The 20601-nt window shown below is 62.3% G+C and carries 26 protein-coding genes; 13 read left to right on the plus strand and 13 right to left on the minus strand.

Annotated elements, in window-relative coordinates:
- Positions 1-141: 141 nt before the first annotated feature.
- Positions 142-1764 carry an ABC-F family ATP-binding cassette domain-containing protein gene (locus tag CP49_RS17020; RefSeq protein WP_057851362.1) on the minus strand — a complete coding sequence of 541 codons (1623 nt, stop codon included), beginning with the start codon at positions 1762-1764 and terminating at the stop codon, positions 142-144.
- A 235-nt stretch (positions 1765-1999) separates the two neighbouring features.
- Here CP49_RS17020 and CP49_RS17025 point away from each other — a divergent pair, with 235 nt between their 5' ends.
- The 5 genes from CP49_RS17025 (at position 2000) to CP49_RS17050 (ending at position 3702) form a co-directional block, all read left to right on the plus strand.
- Positions 2000-2449, plus strand: a complete 450-nt coding sequence (locus tag CP49_RS17025; protein ID WP_057851363.1) for a DUF2267 domain-containing protein — start codon at positions 2000-2002, stop codon at positions 2447-2449.
- Between the two features lie 97 nt (positions 2450-2546).
- Positions 2547-2729: a hypothetical protein gene (locus tag CP49_RS17030; protein ID WP_057851364.1), complete on the plus strand. Its 183-nt coding sequence runs from the start codon at positions 2547-2549 to the stop codon at positions 2727-2729.
- A gap of 15 nt (positions 2730-2744) precedes the next feature.
- Complete coding sequence (locus tag CP49_RS17035) at positions 2745-2969, plus strand: hypothetical protein (protein ID WP_057851365.1); 225 nt, start codon at positions 2745-2747, stop codon at positions 2967-2969.
- Positions 2966-3472, plus strand: coding sequence for a hypothetical protein (locus tag CP49_RS47445; protein WP_245310732.1), 507 nt, complete (start codon positions 2966-2968; stop codon positions 3470-3472). Before CP49_RS17035 ends, CP49_RS47445 begins: the two co-directional genes overlap by 4 nt.
- A 5-nt stretch (positions 3473-3477) precedes the next feature.
- Positions 3478-3702 (plus strand): hypothetical protein, encoded by a 225-nt coding sequence (locus CP49_RS17050; protein WP_057851366.1) that lies wholly within the window; start codon positions 3478-3480, stop codon positions 3700-3702.
- Between the two features lie 25 nt (positions 3703-3727).
- On the opposite strand, the gene CP49_RS17055 is transcribed toward CP49_RS17050, so the two are convergent.
- A complete protein-coding gene (locus CP49_RS17055) occupies positions 3728-4102 on the minus strand; it encodes a response regulator transcription factor (RefSeq protein ID WP_420807620.1) in 375 nt (124 codons plus the stop codon).
- Positions 4099-4971, minus strand: coding sequence for a S1C family serine protease (locus tag CP49_RS17060; protein ID WP_057851368.1), 873 nt, complete (start codon positions 4969-4971; stop codon positions 4099-4101). The genes CP49_RS17055 and CP49_RS17060 overlap by 4 nt, the downstream gene beginning before the upstream one ends.
- 327 nt (positions 4972-5298) lie before the next feature.
- Between CP49_RS17060 and CP49_RS17065 the strand changes: the two genes are divergently transcribed.
- The 4 genes from CP49_RS17065 (at position 5299) to CP49_RS17080 (ending at position 9369) form a co-directional block, all read left to right on the plus strand.
- The gene (locus CP49_RS17065) at positions 5299-7542 is read left to right on the plus strand and encodes a TonB-dependent siderophore receptor (protein ID WP_057851369.1); all 2244 of its coding nucleotides are present in this window, start codon (positions 5299-5301) and stop codon (positions 7540-7542) included.
- Positions 7543-7603: 61 nt separating this feature from the next.
- On the plus strand, positions 7604-8707 hold the full coding sequence (locus CP49_RS17070) for a PepSY-associated TM helix domain-containing protein (RefSeq protein ID WP_245310733.1): 1104 nt from the start codon (positions 7604-7606) through the stop codon (positions 8705-8707).
- Complete coding sequence (locus CP49_RS17075) at positions 8704-8904, plus strand: hypothetical protein (RefSeq protein WP_057851371.1); 201 nt, start codon at positions 8704-8706, stop codon at positions 8902-8904. The genes CP49_RS17070 and CP49_RS17075 overlap by 4 nt, the downstream gene beginning before the upstream one ends.
- Before the next feature lie 90 nt (positions 8905-8994).
- Entirely contained in the window at positions 8995-9369 is a 375-nt protein-coding gene (locus CP49_RS17080; protein ID WP_057851372.1) for an avidin/streptavidin family protein, read from the plus strand.
- Between the two features lie 63 nt (positions 9370-9432).
- On the opposite strand, the gene CP49_RS17085 is transcribed toward CP49_RS17080, so the two are convergent.
- Positions 9433-10137 (minus strand): GrlR family regulatory protein, encoded by a 705-nt coding sequence (locus tag CP49_RS17085; protein ID WP_057851373.1) that lies wholly within the window; start codon positions 10135-10137, stop codon positions 9433-9435.
- Between the two features lie 84 nt (positions 10138-10221).
- A complete protein-coding gene (locus CP49_RS44725; protein WP_141686549.1) occupies positions 10222-10371 on the minus strand; it encodes a hypothetical protein in 150 nt (49 codons plus the stop codon).
- A 126-nt stretch (positions 10372-10497) separates the two neighbouring features.
- On the opposite strand from CP49_RS44725, the gene CP49_RS17090 reads away from it, so the two are divergent.
- On the plus strand, positions 10498-10950 hold the full coding sequence (locus CP49_RS17090; RefSeq protein ID WP_057851374.1) for a DMT family transporter: 453 nt from the start codon (positions 10498-10500) through the stop codon (positions 10948-10950).
- Positions 10951-10953: 3 nt separating this feature from the next.
- On the opposite strand, the gene CP49_RS17095 is transcribed toward CP49_RS17090, so the two are convergent.
- The 3 genes from CP49_RS17095 to CP49_RS17105 all read right to left on the minus strand — a co-directional run bounded on the left by CP49_RS17095 (position 10954) and on the right by CP49_RS17105 (position 13567).
- Positions 10954-11640, minus strand: coding sequence for a substrate-binding domain-containing protein (locus tag CP49_RS17095; protein ID WP_057851375.1), 687 nt, complete (start codon positions 11638-11640; stop codon positions 10954-10956).
- 6 nt (positions 11641-11646) lie between these two features.
- Positions 11647-12351, minus strand: coding sequence for a hypothetical protein (locus CP49_RS17100; RefSeq protein WP_057851376.1), 705 nt, complete (start codon positions 12349-12351; stop codon positions 11647-11649).
- Between the two features lie 178 nt (positions 12352-12529).
- Positions 12530-13567 (minus strand): glutamine synthetase beta-grasp domain-containing protein, encoded by a 1038-nt coding sequence (locus CP49_RS17105; RefSeq protein WP_057851377.1) that lies wholly within the window; start codon positions 13565-13567, stop codon positions 12530-12532.
- A 574-nt stretch (positions 13568-14141) separates the two neighbouring features.
- On the opposite strand from CP49_RS17105, the gene CP49_RS17110 reads away from it, so the two are divergent.
- Positions 14142-14339, plus strand: a complete 198-nt coding sequence (locus tag CP49_RS17110; protein WP_420807621.1) for a DUF2735 domain-containing protein — start codon at positions 14142-14144, stop codon at positions 14337-14339.
- 94 nt (positions 14340-14433) lie between these two features.
- Here CP49_RS17110 and CP49_RS17115 read toward each other — a convergent pair whose 3' ends face one another.
- Positions 14434-14751, minus strand: a complete 318-nt coding sequence (locus tag CP49_RS17115) for an MliC family protein (RefSeq protein ID WP_082646067.1) — start codon at positions 14749-14751, stop codon at positions 14434-14436.
- 102 nt (positions 14752-14853) lie between these two features.
- The gene (locus CP49_RS17120) at positions 14854-16419 is read right to left on the minus strand and encodes a CYTH and CHAD domain-containing protein (RefSeq protein ID WP_210180962.1); all 1566 of its coding nucleotides are present in this window, start codon (positions 16417-16419) and stop codon (positions 14854-14856) included.
- 755 nt (positions 16420-17174) lie between these two features.
- Between CP49_RS17120 and CP49_RS17130 the strand changes: the two genes are divergently transcribed.
- Positions 17175-17930, plus strand: coding sequence for a tyrosine-protein phosphatase (locus CP49_RS17130; RefSeq protein ID WP_057851380.1), 756 nt, complete (start codon positions 17175-17177; stop codon positions 17928-17930).
- Positions 17931-17945: 15 nt separating this feature from the next.
- On the opposite strand, the gene CP49_RS17135 is transcribed toward CP49_RS17130, so the two are convergent.
- Positions 17946-18632 carry a hypothetical protein gene (locus CP49_RS17135; RefSeq protein ID WP_057851381.1) on the minus strand — a complete coding sequence of 229 codons (687 nt, stop codon included), beginning with the start codon at positions 18630-18632 and terminating at the stop codon, positions 17946-17948.
- Positions 18633-18708: 76 nt separating this feature from the next.
- Complete coding sequence (locus CP49_RS17140) at positions 18709-18909, minus strand: hypothetical protein (RefSeq protein WP_028346392.1); 201 nt, start codon at positions 18907-18909, stop codon at positions 18709-18711.
- Between the two features lie 253 nt (positions 18910-19162).
- Between CP49_RS17140 and CP49_RS17145 the strand changes: the two genes are divergently transcribed.
- Complete coding sequence (locus CP49_RS17145) at positions 19163-19843, plus strand: SDR family oxidoreductase (protein WP_057851382.1); 681 nt, start codon at positions 19163-19165, stop codon at positions 19841-19843.
- Here the strand turns inward: CP49_RS17145 and CP49_RS17150 are convergent.
- Complete coding sequence (locus CP49_RS17150) at positions 19840-20553, minus strand: hypothetical protein (protein ID WP_063791710.1); 714 nt, start codon at positions 20551-20553, stop codon at positions 19840-19842. The two genes, CP49_RS17145 and CP49_RS17150, sit on opposite strands and share 4 nt — an antisense overlap.
- Positions 20554-20601 lie beyond the last annotated feature (48 nt).

Genomic DNA, 20601 nt, shown 5'->3' on the forward strand with positions numbered 1-20601 from the left:
ACATGCCCTGATCAATCATTCCCCTTGACAACCATATCCCCATACAAGCCCGGATGCAGCGGAGCGAAATCCGGGTTCTCTCCGTCAGACTGAACTATTCCCGGATTACGCTTACGCTCCATCCGGGCTACGATTTCCGGACTAGCTCCGCAACCCCGGCGCCTCATGCCCGGTGCGCGCGACGTATTCGGTGTACCCGCCGCCAAACTGGTGGATGCCCTCGGGCGTCAACTCCAGCACGCGGTTGGAGAGCGCGGCCAGAAAATGCCGGTCGTGCGAGACGAACAGCATGGTGCCCTCGAACTCGGAGAGCGCATTGATCAGCATCTCCTTGGTCGCGAGGTCAAGATGGTTGGTCGGCTCGTCCAGCACCAGGAAATTCGGCGGGTCGTAAAGCATCTTCGCCATCACGAGCCGCGCCTTCTCGCCGCCCGAGAGCACGCGGCACTTTTTCTCGACATCGTCGCCGGAAAAGCCAAAACAGCCCGCGAGAGCCCGGAGCGAGCCTTGGCCCGCTTGCGGGAAGGAATCTTCCAGCGACTGGAACACCGTGCGCTCGCCGTCGAGCAAATCCATGGCGTGCTGGGCGAAGTAGCCCATCTTGACGCTGCCGCCGATCGCCACCCTGCCGTCGTCAGGCTCGGCAGAGCCTGCCACCAGCTTCAACAGCGTCGACTTGCCGGCGCCATTGACGCCCATCACGCACCACCGCTCCTTGCGGCGGATCATGAAATCGAGCCCCTGATAGATGGTGCGGCTGCCGTAGCCCTTGTGGACGTTCTTCAGGCTGACGACGTCCTCGCCCGAGCGAGGCGCCGGCATGAATTCGAACGCCACGGTCTGGCGGCGCTTCGGCGGCTCAACGCGCTCGATCTTGTCGAGCTTTTTTACCCGGCTCTGCACCTGCGCGGCATGCGAGGCGCGCGCCTTGAAGCGTTCGATAAACTTGATCTCCTTGGCCAGCATCGCCTGCTGCCGTTCGAACTGGGCCTGCTGCTGCTTTTCGTTCAGCGCGCGCTGCTGCTCGTAGAACTCATAATTGCCGGAATAGGTCGAAAGCGTGCCGCCATCGATTTCGACGACCTTGTTGATGATGCGATTGATGAACTCGCGATCATGCGAGGTCATCAGCAGCGCGCCCTCGTATCCCTTCAAGAACTGCTCCAGCCAGATCAGGCTTTCCAGATCGAGATGGTTGCTCGGTTCGTCCAGCAGCATCACGTCGGGACGCATCAGGAGGATGCGCGCCAAGGCGACCCGCATCTTCCAGCCGCCCGAGAGCTCGCCGACATCGCCTTCCATCATCTCCTGGTTGAAGCCGAGCCCCGCCAGCGCCTCGCGCGCCCGGCCGTCGAGGGCATAACCGTCGAGCTCCTCGAAGCGGTGTTGAACCTCACCGTAGCGCGCGATGATATCTTCCATCTCGTCGGCGCGATCAGGATCGGCCATCGCGGCCTCGAGTTCCTTCAATTCGCCCGCCACGAGGCTGACGGGCCCGGCGCCATCCATCACCTCCGCCACGGCGCTGCGGCCCGACATCTCGCCGACGTCCTGGCTGAAATAGCCGATGGTGATCCCCCGATCGAGCGAGACCTGGCCCTCATCGGGCGGCTCCTGACCGGCAATCATCCGGAAAAGCGTGGTCTTGCCGGCCCCGTTCGGGCCGACGAGACCGATCTTCTCGCCCTTCTGGAGGGCCGCGGAGGCTTCGATAAAAAGAATCTGGTGGCCGACTTGCTTGCTGACGTTATCGAGACGGATCATTGGGGCCTGAAAAGGAGGAAATCGTTGCGGCCCGCTGCTTAGGACATCCGGCGGGCTTGTGGAAGAGGTTCCGAATACCCGAAGCGGTTAACTCCGCCTGTAAGGGTGTCCGCAACCGTAGTGTCTCTCTGCATGCAGAAGGAAGAAAGTCATCGCTGCAAAACCTTCCAGCGTTGAACCGATCGGTGGAAACCTCGTTACTCCGCTATCTCCAGTTAAAGGACGGAGTAGTTCCATGAGCGCAACAGGCCTCGAAGTATTCGACAGAACGCTCCAGATTACCAATACGTGGCTCGATGAAATGATGACAACACTGCCGCGCGATCGGAAGCTGGCATGGCATATATTGGGTGCCGTGCTGCGAACCATCCGCGACCGGGTTCCGGCCAATCTCGCAGTACACCTCGGCGCGCAGCTCCCACTGCTAGTGCGCGGCACCTACTATGACCAGTGGCGACCAAGTGATTCGCCCAAGGCATGGCGATCGTCAGACGAGTTTCTATCGATCGTGGCGGCAGAATTGAGTTCCGTGAAACCGGTCGGCGCTGATGACGCGGTGCGAGCGGTGTTTCGGGTTCTGAACCATCATGTCGACCCGCATCAGGTCGAGAAGGTCCGGCACGCACTTCCCGAAGAAGTTCAGAAGCTGTGGCCCGCCAACAATCAGGTTTCGTCGGCCGCCTGATGCGGCATGTGACCGCGGTTCCGCGTATTGAAGAGAACACTCGTGTTCACCGCGCGTTGTCTTGGTGCGGCAAATCCAAGCAACAACGGAGCCAGCAATGACCAAGCCTCCGCCCGTGCCGCCGGACAATCAAAGCCACAGGGGCACCGGTGATCCCAAGTCCGGCAATGCCCATGAGGTCCGGAAAGGCCGCGACCATGTCGAGAATCCCCGCGAGCAGGGACAGCCCGGCAACACCGCGCAGAACACCACGCATCAGGGCTATCAGCAGGATCGCTAGTCAGGAGCGAGCACCATGTCGACTTCAACAAAGACGCCGGCCAGCATTCGCCAGGGCGGCCCGGGCGCTTCGCATGAGAATGCCAGGGAGCCGCTCCACGTCAACAAGCCGCCGGCCGACGATCCGCAACGCCGGCACAGCAAAGTATCCGGCGGTGGCGGCGAGCACGATACCCACCATACGCATCATCCGGAACGCAAGGGCGGTGGCACCCATCCAGCTTCGAAGGTGACATCATGAGCACCAAGCACGTGAAACTAAAGAAACCTACCAACGCCGATATCCATCGCAATCCGCTGATCGGCGGTTCGAAGGGGGTAACAATGGCGCAGGTGACATCAGACGAATTGGAGGAATTCGTGGGCGTCAACACCATGGAAGGCGATATCGAGAATGACACCAATCCGCAGGGCGGCATCGACAAGGCAGAGGTTCGCGACAGACGCCGCGGGCCACCGCTGGCCGATCGGGATAGCGGCCCACGGAGACCGCAGCTTCAGGGAAAGAAGACGCATGAGCAGCAGCTACGCATCCTGGAACGGAAGCCTGACGTCCCCGATGCGAGACAGGTTGAGGAGGACATCGCGCGCACACAACGGGATGGCGGCGCAAAAACCGTGAAGCGCGGCGGCCGTCAGTCGGAGTTCGCGGTGAGCCGCGGCGGTCTCAACCAGGAGAGCCAGCACAACAAGCACAACAATCCGGGCCAGTCGGGCCACAAGCCCCAAAAACAACAGGGATAGAAATCATGACACGTGGAGCACACGGAGACGGCAAGCATCTCGGGCCGGGAGCGAAGGGAAAAGGCGCCGGGACCGGCGCCATGACCGACGTGCAGGACGACCTGATCGGCGAAAACATGGTGCTCTCAAACCGTGACAAGACCGAGCATTCGCGTGATCGCGGTCAGGACAGCAAATGGGCCCAAACCGAGCAGATGAAAGACCACGCTGCAAACAAGGGCCGTGGATAGAGTGAGGGCCCTCCGAGCGTAACGGTTACAGGTTGATCACACCAAGCCGCGCCGCATGCGCCACTGCATCGGTGCGGCCGGTAGCGTCGAGCTTGTCGAGCAGCGAGCCGACGTGAAATTTGGCGGTGTGAACGGATATCCCGAGCCGTTTCGCAATGGCCTTGTTCGATGCGCCTTCCGCTATCAGCAGGAGGACATCGCGTTCGCGCGGCGTAAGGATATCAGCCGGTTCGGCAACGGCTCGCGGCTCACGAGACACAAGCGCAACCGCCGCTTCTTCTCCCGGTGTCGCCAGACGAATGCCGGCTATGCCGCCGAGCAGCGATGCAAGCCGGTCCACCATCGCGATATCTTCAATCTCGATAGCGACCACAATGACCGGCGGCATCTCGGGGCTCACTGTTCCGCCCTTTCGCCGATCGTGAGCGTGATCCGAACCGGCTCGCCGGCCCGCCTGATCGTTACATCGACGACCGAGCCGACGCTGTCGGGCCCGAGCGCGCGCATCAGTGGTCGCACGCCTGAGAGCCTCTCGTTGTTCCAGCCGACGATGATGTCGCCTTGCCGAATCCCGGCGGCGGCCGAGGGCCCTGCTCTGTCGACAGTCATCACCATCGCGCCGACGCCGTCGTCGAGTTCGACGGGCTGCAATCCCACGCCGAGATAGCCCCGCGCTATCCGGCCATGCGTCTCAAGCCTCCCGGCAACCCGGTCAATGGTGGCGCTGGGAATCATCAGAATCCGTCGCACGCCCTGAACGGCCATACCGATGGCTTGGCCGGAAGCGTTGAGCACAAGGCCGCCCTCGTGGCTACGCCGCAGCCGCACGTCCAGCTCGATCCTCGCGTCGATCTCGCCACCCCTCATGCTGCGCCAGCGCTCGCCGACCAGTGATACCATCCCGAGCGCCGCAGTTGTAACGCCGTGCTCGGCGGCAACGACGACCGATAGCGAGCCGAGATCCGGCATGACGGACGACAGCGCGATAGGCGTGCTATTCCCATCGAAGCGCAGCAGCGCAATGTCTGTCGTATGATCGCGTCCCGCGATGCGGGCCGGGCGATCGGTACCGTCGGAAAACCTGATTGAGACTTCGCCTTCGTCAGCCAAGGCCTCATCGGCCGTCACGATCAAGCCGGACTTCCAGACAAAGCCGGACGCCCGCGAGCGGTGTGAATGCACCGAGACAACAGTGGATTTTGTTCGGGCGACGATATCGGCAAGGGCTGAAGATAGCGACGGAAGGACGGATGCGGCCGGGTCGGTCATGGCGAAAACTCCTGGAATTGTCTGAGTCCAATCTGGGAGTTCGGATGGCGTTCGGGAACTAGCCTGATGGGGAGGCAACGGGACGCATTTTCGATCCGAAAGCGCCTGTTGCCCCGTCACCGCCGCGCCGGCATCACAGCTTTCGAGTGTCAACGTCAAGTCGACAACCCATGCGGACATTCCTGGAAGTCTTCTAAGAGTAACTCTAAGAACCTTTCCATTAGAGGAATCGCCTCCCTGTCGCGTATGCGTCGCTGCATTGCGCTGCCTTCCAAGGCGCAATGAAGTGCGCTCGCAGGTTGGGGTGGAACCTTGAAGTCTCGTGATTTGTTGCAGGTCGCCGCGTTGGCGACCGTATCCGTATTGGCGTTGTGGCCACAGGCCTCGTTCGCACAGTCAAGCTCGTCGCAATCCGGGGCACAGTCGTTGCCTGCCGTGGTCGTCGGCGCGCCGGAGGCCCGTCGCCGTGCCACATCCTCGGAGCGGCGGCAGACAAGGCGCGCAACGCAGACGGCGCAATCAACCAGGCCGCCGCCGCAACGGGGTGTGGGCTTCGCCGAAAATCCGCGCGGCGCGATTCAAGGGTATGTCGCCGGCCGTTCGATGGCGGGCACCAAGACCAACACGCCGATCATGGAGACGCCGCAGTCGCTGTCGGTCATTGGCAGCGAACAGATCCGCGACCAGAAGCCCGGCAAGTTCGATGAGATCATGCGTTACACGCCGGGCGTTCTCGCGGGAACATTCGGCGCCGATAACCGCAACGACTGGTTTCTGATTCGTGGCTTCAAGTCGGAGGACGTCGGCCTGTTCCTCGACGGGCTACAGCTCTTCTATACGTCCTACGCGAGCTGGAAGCTGCAGCCATTCAACCTCGCCCGCGTCGAGGTGCTGCGTGGCCCCTCTGCCGTGCTGTATGGCGGCTCCAGCCCGAGCGGCATCGTCAACGCGGTCAGCAAGACACCCCCGGTGGAGCCGATCCGCTACCTTGAGACCGGCGTCAATAATTTCGGAAATGCCTATCTGGGGTTTGATTTTGGCGGCCCGGTCGCAACCGCGCCCGAAAACGGCAAGCTGTTCTACCGTGTGGTCGGCCAGATCCAGAACGGCGGCACCCAGGTCGATTTCACGCCCAACAATAACTACTTCATCGCACCGTCGCTGACATGGAAGCCTGACGCCGATACCACCTTCACGCTGCTGGCCTCAGCCTCGAAGAACGAGACCCGCAGCCTCAACTTCCTGCCCTATGTCGGCACCGCGGTTGATGCGCCGTTCGGGCGGATTCCGACCCGCCTGTTTGCCAGCGATCCCAGCGTCGACACATTCAAGCGCGAGCAGGAGATGCTCGGTTACCAGTTCGAGAAGAACCTCTCCGACGACGTGACCTTCCGGCAGAACGCCCGCTTCGCCCATGTCGACGTTACGCTCTCGACGCTGTTTGGTCTCGGTTACGTCAACGGAGACCCCGCCACGGCTTTGCTGGCGCGCGGCAACTTCCTCACGCACGGCATTGCCAACCAGGGCAATCTCGACAGCCAACTCGAATACCGCTTCAACACCGGCATCCTCAGACATACCGCGCTGTTCGGCCTCGATCTCAAGCATTACCAGATCGATGATTGGCAAGGTTTCGGCGGCGCTGCGCCACTCAACCTTTTGAACCCGGTCTATACGCCGACCGCGCGCTTTAATGGCGCCCCCTATCAGGATGCCACGCTGACGCAGAAACAGCTCGGCTTCTATGCGCAGGATCAGATCAAGCTCGACCGCTTTACGCTCGTGCTGAGCGGTCGCAATGACTGGGTTGAGACCAACAACGCCAGCCACATTGGGCCCGGACAGAACCGCGAAGACAGCAAGTTCAGCGGACGCGCCGGCCTGATCTACAATTTCGATTTTGGCTTTGCCCCTTACGTCTCCTATGCCACCAGCTACAACCCGGTCATCGGCGTCAATTCCGGCCAGCTGCTGTTGCCGGAGACCGGCCAGCAAAGTGAAGTCGGCTTCAAATTCCAGCCAAACGGATTCAACGGTCACTTTGGCTTTGCATGGTTCGATTTGAAGCGACAGAATGCGCTGACGACCGATCCGAACAACGTGTTGCTGCCAACCCAGAACGGCGAAGTCACGTCGCGCGGCTTCGAACTCGAGGCCGTCGCCAATCCGCTCCCCGGGCTCAAATTGGTTGGCGCGTTCACCACCTACGATCTTTTCGTCAGCAAGGACCTGAATCCGGCTCTGATCGGGAAGACCCCGACCAACACGCCCGAGACATTGGTCTCGGGCTGGATCGACTACACGTTCCAGAGCGGCCCTTTGACCGGGTTCGGCCTTGGCGGCGGCGTGCGCTATATCGGCGGCTCCTTCGCCGACAATCTGAACACGATGCCGGTGCCGTCGGTGGTGCTCGGCGACGCTACCATCCACTACGAATGGAAGAACTGGCGCGCGGCGCTCAACGTCATCAACGTCGCGGACACGATTTATGTGGCGAACTGTTCGTCGAAAGACGCCTGCTTCTATGGTGATCGCCGCCGGGCGACGGCGAGCCTGTCGTACAAGTGGTAGCGCGCTTAAGGTCGGGTGAAAGGAGGCCGCACTGAAAGCCAGAACCGTTCGCATCTGGTCGGTGGTTCACACCTGGAGCAGCCTGATATCGACGCTGTTCCTGCTGCTGCTGTGCATCACCGGCCTGCCGCTGATCTTCCATCATGAGATCGACGAACTGCTCGGTTACGATCCGAAGCCCGAGATCGCCCAGCCGGGCGCGGTGAAGCGGAGCATCGACGAGATCGCCGGCACGGCGCTCGCGAACGATCCCGGTCGTGTCCTGCAGTACATCCTGTGGGACAAGGACGAACCGAACAACGTGATCGCCTTCACAAACAACAAGGTCGATGGCGATCCGGATGCCGCGACGCTCCGGGCGTACGATGCCCACAGCGCCAAGCCGCTCGGCTCGGTCGGTGGGGGCCCGATGCTGATCTTCCTCAAGCTCCACGTCGATATGTTTGCCGGCCAGCCCGGCAAGCTGTTCCTCGGCGCCATGGGCTTTTTGTTTCTGGTCGCCATCATCTCCGGCGTCGTGCTGTACTGGCCGTTCACGCGCCGCCTGAACTTTGGCACGCTGAGGGACAAGTCGCGCCGTATCGCCTGGTTCGACTGGCATAATCTTCTGGGCGCGGTGACCATCGCATGGGCGCTGGTGGTGGGTGCCACCGGTGTCATCAACACGCTCGCCGAGGTGATGCTGAGCCAATGGAAGGCCACCGAACTGGCTGACATGGTCAAGCCCTATGCCGGCAAGCCACCGCCGGTGCATCTCGCTTCCCTCGACAGGACACTGGAGAATGCACGCAAAACCGCGCCGGACATGAATGTCTCGTTCGTGGCCTTCCCAGGCACGCCGTTCACGAGCTCGCATCATTTCGCGGTATTCATGCGCGGCGACACCCCACTGACGTCGCGGCTGCTCAAGCCGGTGCTGCTGGATGGCGAAACCGGAGAAGTGTCCGATGCGCGCGACCTTCCGGTCTATCTGAAGGCGCTGCTGGTCTCGCAGCCGCTGCACTTCGGCGACTATGGCGGCATGCCGCTGAAGATCATCTGGGCGCTGCTCGATATCATGACCATCGTCGTGATCGGCAGCGGGCTCTATCTATGGATCGTCAAGCGCCGCAAACACCGCAGCCACGCCATCGCGGGGCAGCCTGCGTTCCAGCCATCCGAATGACCGCGGCACGCAAAGCAAGACAAAGCGGCAATTGGTGGACCGTGTATGGCGGCCCGCTCCTGCTCAGCGTACTCTCGATTGCGGGGCTATTGACGGCGCTGCTCTCCGAAGGCGCCGGCCGCTATTTTTCCTGGATCGCCGTTGGCGCGCCCGTCGCCATCACCGCGTGGTTTTTCGCGCGTCGCAAGCGCGCCTGAAATTCGCGCGCCGCGTCAGCTTTGCACCCCTTGATCGGGAACATCTCCGGGCGTGCAACCGTTAGCCGACAAGCTCTGAGGGAGTTCCCAATGAACTGGAAAGGCAAATGGCGCAATCAATACGGTTCAACCGTCGATATCTCCGACGATGCCAACCACCGGATTGCCGGGACGTTCAAGACGGCGCTCAGGGACAGCGGCTTCTACGGGCAGGAAATCCCGGTCGTCGGCATTCACCAGGGCGATTGCATCAGCTTCGTCGCGGGCGGCAAGACGCCTGCGGGTGATGCTGCGGTCTCCTATACCGGGCTCGTGCGTGACGGAAAAATGGAGACGATGTGGTTCGTCGTCGCGGATGCCGCGATCAAGGCGGCGGAGGAAGGCGCGCCCGGCAGAATCGAAAAGCTGAGCTGGTGGCGCTCGATCATCACCAGTGCCGATACGTTTGAGCGCGTGGTACGATGACTTGTTTTCGTATCGTCGATCGGCGCCACTTCTTTCGCAGGTATCCCGGGCCTGGATGATGCGCTAAGCCGGCCGCATCAGTTTCAGCGTGGCAGCCAGGCGCAGGCTGCGCTTGCCCGCCAGCGCAATGGCTTCGAGTTCAGCACCCGCTTCGTTGCAGGTGCCGGTAAAGCCGATGCCGACCTCATGGCCGCCGAACACCGGGTTTTCGCCTTTCGCCGGCGTGTGCTCCTGGTTAAGGATCTCGCCCTTCCAGCGACCGTCGGCCGATGAGTAGGAGCCGAGATAATAAAAAAACGCGTCGCCGCCGAGGATGCGGCCGTCCAATAGCAGCATGACGCCCGACAGGCCCGCGTCGATACCGTCAAGCGCGCGAAGCTGGAGGGAATAGAGCCCGTTCACGATACCGCCCTGCCCGACGGTGCCGACCGGAGGCAATCCTTCGTCGTCGAGCCGTGTCAGCTCAGCCCAGAACAGGGCGCCGGGCCGCGGCGCGGCGCTGCCCTCAAAACGAATCTTGTTGTCTCTCAGCTTGCCTCGCACGCTGATGGCCGCGACGTCGGTATCCATCAGCGGCTTGTAGTGTGGATCGTCATTGTGGCGCTGGGTAATGACCTCGCCGATGATTTCCCCGCCGCTCTCATGGTATGTGCCGAGATGGGCAAAGGCCGAATTGCCGCCCAGCAGCTTGCCATTGTGCATGCACATGATGCTGCGGCCGAACGCGTCGTTCACGCCGTACTCGACCTTGTAGAGCCCGTTCAGCAACGAAGGTGTCCCGCCTTTGTCAAAATCATCTCGCGGGGGCTTAGCACCGCCGGAAGCCCGGAACCAGCCGCGTTTTAACGCAGGTCAATGCCGCTTGAAGTACTGCACCGCGCGCTCGTGCTTTTCCGCCGCGGCACGCGATTTGAAGGTTCCAAGGTTACGGCGCTTGCCCGTTTTCGGATTGATTTTGCGGGAATAGAGCCGGTATTCGCCCGATTGCAGTTTTCGGATCATGGAAAGCACCGCTTTTTGCGAGCCCCCTGTCCGCAATAATTGCGCCGCGGGCCCTCTTGTTCCGGTCCGGCTATTCGCGTTGTCTCTGGCCCTGCGATGCCGGATCGCTCTGCCGGCACGGAATGAATGGGGGCCCCCGTGCAACATTTCTTCCTCTACCTCCTCGCACTCGGCGCCGGCGTCAGCGTCGCGACCCAGCAGGTACTCAACGGTAGCCTGCGCACAGCGCTAGGTTCGCCGGCATGGGCGGGGCTGGTCTATGCCGTCGGCCTTATCACCATGATCGTCGCGGTGATCGCGCTCGGCGAACGCGTGCCCTCCTGGAAAATAATGACCGATGTGCCCTGGCATGCGTGGTCCGGCGGCACGTTCGGCGCCGCCTTCATCCTGCTGGCAATCCTGTTGCTGCCCTCGCTCGGTGCGGCGACACTGTTTGCACTGGTCATTGCCGGCCAAGTGCTCGCCGCGGTTACGCTCGATCATTTCGGCGCATTCGGGTTGACGCCGCATCCCCTCGGCGCCGCGCGGCTGGCAGGCGCCGTCCTCCTGATTGCCGGCGTCGTTTTGATCAGAGAGTGAGATTCAAGGCTCCAGCCCGCTCTCGCGCAACGCCGGCGCGACCTCGGGCGATGCGAGAAAGCGCAGCAACCGCTCTGCTTCGGCTGGCGTGCTCGTCGCCGCCATGCGCCCTGCGGAAAACACCGCAGGCGTTTGCAATTCGCGCGGTATGGGCCCAACCACCTCGATCCCACCGACCTGTTTCAACTCGCTGATCTGCTGAACCGCGAGATCGGCCTCGCCGGTGACGAGCCGCTCGGCGGTGAATCCTTGCTGGATGATCTGCGCCTTCGCATTGATGTCGGAGGCAATGCCAAGCCGCTCGATCAGCTTTGCGAACAGAATGCCGCTGGCGCCAAACCGCGAATAGGCCACCGAACGCGCGCCGAGCAGCGCCGCGCGCAGCGCAGCCTCGGTCGCGATATCGGGATGGCCCGCCCCGGCCTTCACGGCGATGCCGACGAAGGAGCGGGCCAGATCCACGCAACTTTCGGCGACCACCCGCCCCTCGCGCGCGACCTCGTCCAGCCCCTCGCGGGTCAGGATGACGATATCGGCGACTTCGCCTGACCGCAGCCGGTCCAACAGAGCCAATGTAGGGGCGAAATCGGCGTCGATGCGCGCGCCGCCGGTCGCCTCATACTGGCCGGCCAGGCCATGGACAGCGCCCTTTAGCGCCAGCGTCGAGAGCACGCGGATGGCATTACTCATCGGCCGCTATACCCGCCGCATCAGTTTCAGCACCGCGGTCATGCGAAGGCTGCGCTTGCCGGCGAGCGCGGTCGCCTCCAGCAGCGCGCCTTCTCCGTCGCAGGTGCCGGAAAAGCCGATGCCGACTTCATGGCCGCCGAAAATGGGATTCTCGCCCATGGCAGGCGTGTGCTCCTGATTGAGGATCTGGCCTTTCCAGCGGCCGTTCTCCGAAGAGTACGTGCCGACGTAATAGAAGGATGCGTCACCGCCGAGGATGCGCCCTTCATTGAGCAGCATCACGCCGGTCAGGCCGCCTTCGACGCCGTCGAGCAGGCGAACGTGAATGGAATAGAGCCCGTTGACGACGCCCCCCTCGCCGACGCCGCCGGCGATTGGTAGCGCCTCCTGCTCGATCGGCGTCATCACCGAGTGGAACGCCACGCCAGGCAATTCCTTCAAGCCCCCTTCAAAACGATAGAGCTTTCCATCCGCCCTGCCCTTCGCCAGCAAGGTGGCATCGTCGGTGCCGGCCATCGCGCGGTAATTCGGGTCCGGGTTATGGCGGACGGTCTGGATCACGATATCGACGCCGTCGTCCCGCATTTCGTAAGTGCCGATATGGGCGAAGGCCGAATTGCCGCCCAGCATCTTGCCGTCGCGCGCATACATCACGCTGCGGCCGACCGCGGCGCCAAGCTGAAACCTGACCTTGTAAAATCCCTCAAACAATGCCGTGTCTCCGGCAAGCCCACGCCGTTGTCTAGCGCGCTTCGTAACGCAGGGGAACGGCCTCGAACCGGGCGTATTTGAAGACGCCGTGTCATCAAAACGCAATGATCCGCCAAGGCGGTCTCGCCTTGGCGGATCAGCTTTGCAATCCGGGCCCCCGGGCCGAAATCGTAGGCCCTTAGGCCGCGGCCGCCTTGGCGCCGGTCGGGACTTCCGCGATGGTCTTCAGGATCTGGGAAGCGATCTGGTATGGGTCGCCCTGCGAGTTCGGGCGACGGTCTTCCAGATAGCCCTTGTATCCGTTGTTGGCGAAGGAGTGCGGAACGCGGATCGAGGCGCCGCGGTCGGCGATGCCGTAGCTGAAGGTGTCGATCGACGCCGTCTCGTGCTTGCCGGTCAGGCGCATGTGGTTGTCCGGACCGTAGACCGCGATGTGGTCGGCGCGGTTCTTCTTGAAGGCTTCCATCAGCTTCTCGAAGTACTCCTTGCCACCGACTTCGCGCATGTACTTGGTCGAGAAGTTGGCGTGCATGCCGGAGCCGTTCCAGTCGGTATCGCCGAGCGGCTTGCAGTGGAATTCGATGTCGATGCCGTAAGCTTCGGTGAGACGCAGCAAGAGGTAGCGGGCGATCCACATTTCGTCAGCGGCCTTGCGGGAGCCCTTGCCGAAAATCTGGAATTCCCACTGGCCCTTCGCCACTTCGGCGTTGATGCCTTCGTGGTTGATGCCGGCGGCGAGGCAGAGGTTCAGATGCTCTTCCACGATCTTGCGGGCGACGTCGCCGACGTTACTGTAGCCGACGCCGGTGTAGTACGGGCCCTGCGGCGCCGGATAACCACTCGACGGGAAGCCGAGCGGGCGGCCGTCCTTGTAGAAGAAATATTCCTGCTCGAAACCGAACCAGGCGCCTTCGTCATCAAGAATGGTTGCGCGCTTGTTCGACGGGTGCGGGGTCTTGCCATCGGGCATCATGACTTCGCACATCACCAGCGCGCCATTGACCCGCGCAGCGTCCGGATAGACGGCAACCGGCTTCAGCACGCAATCGGAGCTGTGGCCTTCGGCCTGCATGGTCGACGAGCCGTCGAAGCCCCACAGCGGAAGCTGTTCCAGCGTCGGAAACGAGTCGAATTCCTTGATCTGCGTTTTGCCGCGCAGATTCGGTGTCGGCGTATACCCGTCGAGCCAGATATACTCGAGCTTGTACTTGGTCATTGAGCCTCTCTTGAGTTGATGCTGCTTAATGCGGGAGACCGAAGCCTCGAATTCTGGATTTTGACGCCCAGCCCCTGGAGGTCTCCGCATACGTGTACCCGGCCACGTCAGGCCACTTCCTACTAAGCATTTAACGTGCCAGTCGCTGCGGTGCGGCAGCCGCCATCCACAGGCCGCCTCTGCCGCCCGGGCGAAAAAATGCTGCGACATAGGAGCGCGGCGGGGCGCGCAAACGGACAACAGGGCTCGTCGTTTGGAGTCCGAATCCAGCCCATTTCTCCGGCATTTTCGCTTGCGGGCTGTTCCGCGATTAAAGCAGCGGCACCTCTTGGAGGCGTCCGCCGCGCAGTCGCGCCTCGCCCGGCAACCATCCCGCCGGCCCACGCGTTGGCCTTCCATCGACTGCCCCACAGAAAGCAACACCAAAACTGCCTACTAAATAGACATTTCGTGCCGCTCTCTTAGTCACCTTGCGTCCGCGGAGGGCACCGACGATATCCGAAAATTGTAACGACTAGAGAACGAGTCGGGCGCAGCATGGAGGCTGGTGCCAGGGCAGAAGGAGACTGGGATGATGAATACGGGTGTAAATCAGGGGTCCGCAAGGATCTACCAATTCCCCACCGGGGGCCGGGCGGCTCTCGGCGGACGTCGCTATGGCGACGAGGCCAAAACCGAATTCACCGCCCCGCCGGTCAACCTCGCGGACTGCAGCGATAGCTGGTACCACGCCGCCGCCATCGAGGACGAAAAGAGCGGGCGAGACCACTGATGTCCGGGAGGTGTTTGGCAGGGACGTGCCCAGATCATTGCGGCGCGGACGGGAAACTCAAAAAGGGTCGAAACGAAAGCGTTTCGGCCCTTTTTCATGTCTGCTCGCAGGTCGTAGCCCGCCGTTTGGCGTGCTTGAGCGTAGTGACCCCGGCCTTGGTGATCCGCAAGGTCACGCCCTTCCCCTGGTAACGCGATCCCGACAGCGCCACGCGCTTGGGCAGTGTCAGCGCCTTGCCGTCGAGCTGCAGATGGGCGCGGGAATCGTATTGGAAAAATCCGACGATGAATTGCGCCCCGTCCGCGCAACGATAGTTCCGGAAGGTCGACTGCGCGAACGCGGCCGACGGTGCGGTTGCAATCGCCGCCGCGCACAGCGCAGCGCCAAAAATCGTATTCCCAAGACAATTCATGTTTCGCCCCGTGGAGGGTTCAGTATAGACGAGACGGAAGCGGACGACATGCCCTTCCGTCGGCTGTCCGCAACATGAGATCGCCCGGGGCAGTGACGGACTTTACCGGCCCCAGAATGCGGGCGTCGCTTTGAACCGCCGCCATCTCTTGCGCAACGTTCTCGCCGCCGCAATCTGATCGCGGGCTTGCCAACCAGCCACTGCGCCGATGGCGAGATGAAGCGCAGGCTGATCTTCCTGCCTCATGGCATCGAGCAGAATGCGGGAGCTTGCGATGTCGCGCGCGCGTCCGAGACTGGTCTGGAGCCTGGCGAGCCGCCTCGCGTAACGCCTGGCAGACGCATGCGTGGCATAAAGGGGCAGAAAGAACTCCGCCGCATAGCGCAGCTTCTTGAGGTCGATTCTGAGATCGTGCTGCGCATCGATGTTGAGCCGCCGGAAATGCGCGCCACGTCTGAGCGCCTTGCGATGCAAGCGCGCCAAAATCTTGTTCGCGAGCGTCGGCATCGGTAGCGACAAGACGGCCAGCGCTTCGCAGTCGATCTCGTTGCGCCAGCTACGGCGTTCCACCAAATGCCCCAGCGAGAGCAGGAAACGGCTGCAGCGGGGATCGGCGAGAACGGTCTGCAAGGCGGCGTAGCTCGACTTGCGCTGCCGTTCGACCGCCTCGCGCAGGCTGCCGAAATCGACATCCGGAGCCGCCGCGGCCAGGCGAGCGACGGTCGTTTCGGCGAAAACATCCCATTCCCGCGCCGGGCCGAGCTGCTGCATCAGCCACCGCGCTTCGCTGTTGACCGTCTGGAATGCAGGCGACGGAATATCGCGCCGGAACAACGCACATATTGTCCGTAAGCGGCGCAACGCGACACGCATCTGGTGTACGCCTTCGGGGTCCGACCCCTCCTCCGCCACGGCGTGATTTTTCAGAAGATGATGCCAGCAGGTCCCCATCAGGACTGCGATGACGTCATCGACCACATGCTCTGCAGTAATGCTGAATGGCTCGGCTTTCGCCGCCGGCCGCACAACGTCGAACGCAAGCGCATAGCCGCGTTCCGCCTTGCTGCGCGTGCCGACCTGTAGCGGCGCAGCGTCGAGCAACTGCGTTCCAAGATCGAACAGGATGCCGGCATTGCCGCTCTTCAATTCGAGTTCGATTTCGGAAAGGACTTGCTGGCGCCCACCGGCCTCGATCATCCCCTCGTCGAATGCGATTTCAACGGAAGCATCGGGCAGATCGAGTTGCCGTGCGTGCCGGCGAATTCTCGTCGCGAAAACCGGCACCAGCGCCTCGTTGGTAAGCGTCGTCACGGGATCGCCGACCTCGTCGGCGGGAAGCCGCGCCAGATCAGGGCTGAAGTCGTCAAGCGGCGTTTCCCACTGCCGTCGGGTCAGAGGTTGTCCGCTATTGGGGAGCTTGAGTGTCTGAATGAAGTGCTTGCCGCTGCGTCGCACGCGCAGCGACACGCCATGTTGGAACAGCAGGCGCTCCGGCGTATCGTAATACACCGTTTCCAGCCGGCGAAACGCGCCGCGGTTGCGCGCATGCTGCACGATGACAGGCATCTCGCGCAGCTGTTCGAGGGCTCCTTGCGGCGCGAGCAGCTTAAGTTCGATTTCCGCCTGTTCGCCCGGTCGCACGGCAAGCGCCGCGCCGGAATCGCTCACGACTGGCTGCCGCGCGTTCAACGATATCTCCATCGGGATGGCGTATGAATATTTTATGACAACGACAAGGCATATCCAAGTTGTCCAAGGCAATGAGTCCGCGAATTGAAGTGAAGGTCACATGGTAGGGTTACGAGAGGGCAGGTTTGCGCATCTCGCGAGGCGCCGCAAGCAGAGCAACGCCTCTCATCCGGTAATGGTAGACAAAGAGAAGAACCAGCTGATCGTCGTGCTGAGCGAAGGCCGGGATCGCGGGGCCCGGGGGCTGGTTGCAGTCCGCCTGGTCGGCGGCCTCAGCCTTTCGTAAGCTGTATGGTCCTCGCCCTGCAAGGGTGATAATGTCTACCTCAAATCAACTAGCCGGAGGAGGTCCCGCCATGCTTGCGGAGAAATTCTTCCTGGTGCTCGAAACGCTCAGGAGTTTTGCTTCGGATGGAAGCGTCAAGGTGGTCAGCACCACGCCGCATATCCCGGTCAAGGTGCCGCCACGGAAGTAGCCCAGAGGCCGCCTCAGTAGGCGGCCTCTTCCGCTTTTCGAAATACTGACCGGAACGGCCGTCCGCAGACAACTCTGAATCTATGGGCTCACGGCCACGGAACGGCCGCAGCCGCTGCGCGGCGCATAACGAGCGCCAAAATCGTAATCGTCCGACAATTGACGTTTCGTCCCCTGGCAAGTTCAGTGTAGACGAGACGGGGGCGAACGGCATGCCCTTCCGTCGTTTGTCTGCAGCACGAGATCGTTCAAACCGCCGATGTCAGATTCCCCTGCCTCCCCCACCCGCCATTTCAATCTCTCCGGCGCCAGCAATTTTCGCGATCTTGGCGGCTATCCGACAAGCGACGGCCGGACTGTGCGCTGGCGGCAGATCTTCCGCTCCAACCATCTCGGCCATCTCAGCGATGACGACGTCTCCGTCCTGCGGGAGCTGGGCCTTCGCAGCGCGTTCGACTTTCGCGGTACCGAGGAGCGCGCCGCCGCCCTGTGCGGCATGCCTGAAATATCAGTTCATTCGCTGCCGGTCGAACCCACGGTGGTCGCGGCACTGCGCGCGATCGCAGCCGCCGGCACGCCGCTGTCGACGGAGCACGCTATCGAGGTGATGCGCGACTCCTACCGCAGCTACGTGCAGAACAACACGCAACGTTTCCGCGCGCTGTTTGCGCATCTGTTGGAAGATCGCGCGCCGCTGGTGATCCATTGCACTGCCGGCAAGGACCGTACCGGTTTTGCCTGCGCACTGATCCTGCACACCCTCGGCGTTTCCGACGACATCATCTCGGAAGACTATCTCCTCACCAATCGCTTCTACCGCAGGGATCCCAATTCCGGCAGCGACCTGCCCGACGAGGTCAAACAGGTGCTGGGTTCAGTGCAGGAATCGTTCCTTGCTGCAGCATTCGAGGTCATCGACGCCGAATATGGCGATCTCGAAAGCTATCTCCGTGACGGCCTCGGTATCGGAAAAGCCGAACGCGCCCATCTCGAAGCGCGCTACCTGCAAGGCTGATCTTCTAATCCGCCTTCACCTCACCCGCTGCATCGACACGACCTGCGCGGACAGCTTGCCGCCTCTCGCCCTGACGTTGACCTGCACCTTGTAGTCGTTGCTGGTTTCGCCCTTTGGCGCATAGAGCATCGCAGTAAAGCGCACGCGGCCGCGCGCATCGAGTGTCACCGGCAGATCCTCGTGCACTCGGAAGGAATTACCCTGGCGATTTCGCGGCGGCAGCCTGGCCGTCATGACAGGCTCGACCAGCGCACGCAGATCGAGCTTGGTCGCCGTTGCACCATCAATCCGGTAATAGGCAAAGGAATCGCTGTCCCAGCGGCTGTTCGCGACCTCGATGACGGCCTGGCTGTCCGGTGACCAGGCCGCAATCAATTCGTAGCGGTTCGCCCGTATCTCGCCTGTCTCCCAATAGGTGCCGCCAAGTGTGGCAAGCACCGCGCCATCGGTGACGCGGACCAGGACGTTTTCGACGTTGTTGGGAATCTCGTCGCCGGACGGCAGGCCCTGCGAGGTCCGCCAGGCGAACGCATAATTTTTGGATGGCGAGGTGGCGTTGGCGAACACCCGCAACGCATCCTTGCCTTCACCGCAGACGAGGCCGCCACGCTGATCGGCGATGCAGGCCTGGGCTCGCACCGGCGCCGTTTGCGACGCGTACAATGCGAGGAGGACGACCGGAAATGTCAAAGCGCTGCGCACGGTTCGATCCTAAGCTCCGGCCGCCTGCTCCGTAAAGCGGTGGACGGATTTGGCGGCCGTGCGGCTCGCTATCGGCTCAGGCCGCCGCTTCCATTTCCAGTTCGGCATCGAGATCGGCGATGACGTCCTCGAACGCCGAGATCGCCTGCTGGATCGCAGCGATCTGCATCAATTCCCAGCTCGAGACCGGACCGCTGCGATTCTGCAGCGCTACGACCAGGTCGCGCCGCTGCTCCTTAAGCTGAACAAGCGGTAAACCATGATCCGGCAAACCCATGACAAATCCCCCTGCCTTTTGTTGGTATCCGCTTGTACCCGAACGGAGTCTGCAAACGGCTTACAGAACTCCGGCAAATTTTATCGATTCCGACCCATTTCCGTGGTCGTACGCAACTCGCTCCCTGCGGACGGGCGCGGCCCGCGGCAATTTTGGCGCGTGAAACAGATCGTTCCATGCAGAAATTCGCCGCATTGCCGGTGAAAAACTCCTGATAGGGTGCGCTCCCTTTCCCCGGCAGGCGGAGGCCCTCATGCACGGAAAAGTCATTGTCGTGACGGGCGCGCTGGGAGCGCTCGGCCGGGTGGTCGTGGACGAAGCGCTGGCGCAGGGCGCCCGGATTGCAAGCGTCGATCATGCGCCGACGCAAGCGCCGGCAACAGTGGATCTGTTCGAACTCGGCGGCATCGACCTCACCGATGCGGCCCAGGCCGGCAAGGCGATCAATGCGGCCGCATCGCATTTCGGCAAGCTCGATGCGCTGATCAACATCGCCGGCGGTTTCGCTTTTGAGACGGTGGCTGATGGCGATCCCAAAACCTGGCAACGAATGTACGCGCTCAATGTCATGACCGCGCTCAACGCCTCGCGCGCGGCGATCCCGCATCTCGCCGCATCGGGCGCCGGCCGCATCGTCAATATCGGCGCGATGGGCGCTCTGCAGGCAGGCCCCGGCATGGGCGCCTACGCCGCCTCCAAGGCCGGCGTGCATCGCCTCACCGAGGCGCTCGCCACCGAACTGAAGGGCAAGATCACGGTCAATGCCGTGCTGCCGTCGATCATCGACACTGCGGCCAACCGCGCCAGCATGCCGAAAGCCGATTTCGCAAAATGGGTGACGCCGAAGGAACTGGCTGACGTCATCCTGTTCCTCGCCAGCGACGCGGCGAGCGCCGTCACGGGTGCCTTGCTGCCGGTGAACGGGCGGGTTTAACCCTCAACCTCCACCAGCTTTCGCAGCACCGCCTTGAAGCGGATGCTGCGCTTGCCGGCGAGCGCGGTGGCTTCGCCTTCCGCGCCATAGCTGTCGTAGGTGCCGGAAAAGCCGATGCCAACTTCATGGCCGGCGAACAACGGCCGATCGCTTCCAGCCGGTGTATGCTCGCGGTTGATGAGTTCGCCTTTCCATTTGCCGTTCGCCGCTGAGTACGCACCGATATAGTCGAAGAACGCGTCGCCGCCCCTGATGCGGCCGTCCTGTAGCAGCATGACGCCGGTGTTGCCGGCGTCTATACCGTCGAGCATGCGGATGTGGATGGAATAGAGCCCGTTGCTGATCCCGTCAGGGCCGACCGCGCCGGGCGGCGGCGCGTCGGCATCGTTGATCGGGGTCAGGACGGTGGTGAACCGGGCCTCCGGCAAGGCCGTGCTGCCGCCCTCGAAATGAATTTCCTCCCCGCGGCACACGCCTGTGAAATTCATCGCGATGTTGTCGAGGTCGAACATCGGGACATATCCGGGATCGTGGAAGTGACGCGACATCGTGCATTCGGCGGAGATGACGCCATTGGCCTCGGTGAAGTGGCCGACGAAAGAAGAGCCGGAATCGCCGCCATAGAGCCTGCCGCCCGCGGTCGCGAACATCACGCCGGAACCCGTTCCACGCTCCGTGGTGAAACGGAATTTGTACAATCCTTGCAGCACGCCCTGCTTACTCCGGAATCGGCAAACGCCAGTGACCCGCGAATGATC

The sequence above is a fragment of the Bradyrhizobium valentinum genome (assembly GCF_001440405.1).
Lineage (GTDB): Bacteria > Pseudomonadota > Alphaproteobacteria > Rhizobiales > Xanthobacteraceae > Bradyrhizobium > Bradyrhizobium valentinum.

Excerpts from the sequence above, each read along its gene's own strand:
- CP49_RS17020 (WP_057851362.1), bottom strand. The coding sequence starts at position 1,764 with ATGATCCGTCTCGATAACGTCAGCAAGCAAGTCGGCCACCAGATTCTT.
- CP49_RS17025 (WP_057851363.1), top strand. The coding sequence starts at position 2,000 with ATGAGCGCAACAGGCCTCGAAGTATTCGACAGAACGCTCCAGATTACC.
- CP49_RS17030 (WP_057851364.1), top strand. The coding sequence starts at position 2,547 with ATGACCAAGCCTCCGCCCGTGCCGCCGGACAATCAAAGCCACAGGGGC.
- CP49_RS17035 (WP_057851365.1), top strand. The coding sequence starts at position 2,745 with ATGTCGACTTCAACAAAGACGCCGGCCAGCATTCGCCAGGGCGGCCCG.
- CP49_RS47445 (WP_245310732.1), top strand. The coding sequence starts at position 2,966 with ATGAGCACCAAGCACGTGAAACTAAAGAAACCTACCAACGCCGATATC.
- CP49_RS17050 (WP_057851366.1), top strand. The coding sequence starts at position 3,478 with ATGACACGTGGAGCACACGGAGACGGCAAGCATCTCGGGCCGGGAGCG.
- CP49_RS17060 (WP_057851368.1), bottom strand. The coding sequence starts at position 4,971 with ATGACCGACCCGGCCGCATCCGTCCTTCCGTCGCTATCTTCAGCCCTT.
- CP49_RS17075 (WP_057851371.1), top strand. The coding sequence starts at position 8,704 with ATGACCGCGGCACGCAAAGCAAGACAAAGCGGCAATTGGTGGACCGTG.
- CP49_RS17080 (WP_057851372.1), top strand. The coding sequence starts at position 8,995 with ATGAACTGGAAAGGCAAATGGCGCAATCAATACGGTTCAACCGTCGAT.
- CP49_RS44725 (WP_141686549.1), bottom strand. The coding sequence starts at position 10,371 with ATGATCCGAAAACTGCAATCGGGCGAATACCGGCTCTATTCCCGCAAA.
- CP49_RS17090 (WP_057851374.1), top strand. The coding sequence starts at position 10,498 with ATGGGGGCCCCCGTGCAACATTTCTTCCTCTACCTCCTCGCACTCGGC.
- CP49_RS17095 (WP_057851375.1), bottom strand. The coding sequence starts at position 11,640 with ATGAGTAATGCCATCCGCGTGCTCTCGACGCTGGCGCTAAAGGGCGCT.
- CP49_RS17105 (WP_057851377.1), bottom strand. The coding sequence starts at position 13,567 with ATGACCAAGTACAAGCTCGAGTATATCTGGCTCGACGGGTATACGCCG.
- CP49_RS17110 (WP_420807621.1), top strand. The coding sequence starts at position 14,142 with ATGAATACGGGTGTAAATCAGGGGTCCGCAAGGATCTACCAATTCCCC.
- CP49_RS17115 (WP_082646067.1), bottom strand. The coding sequence starts at position 14,751 with ATGAATTGTCTTGGGAATACGATTTTTGGCGCTGCGCTGTGCGCGGCG.
- CP49_RS17130 (WP_057851380.1), top strand. The coding sequence starts at position 17,175 with ATGTCAGATTCCCCTGCCTCCCCCACCCGCCATTTCAATCTCTCCGGC.
- CP49_RS17140 (WP_028346392.1), bottom strand. The coding sequence starts at position 18,909 with ATGGGTTTGCCGGATCATGGTTTACCGCTTGTTCAGCTTAAGGAGCAG.
- CP49_RS17145 (WP_057851382.1), top strand. The coding sequence starts at position 19,163 with ATGCACGGAAAAGTCATTGTCGTGACGGGCGCGCTGGGAGCGCTCGGC.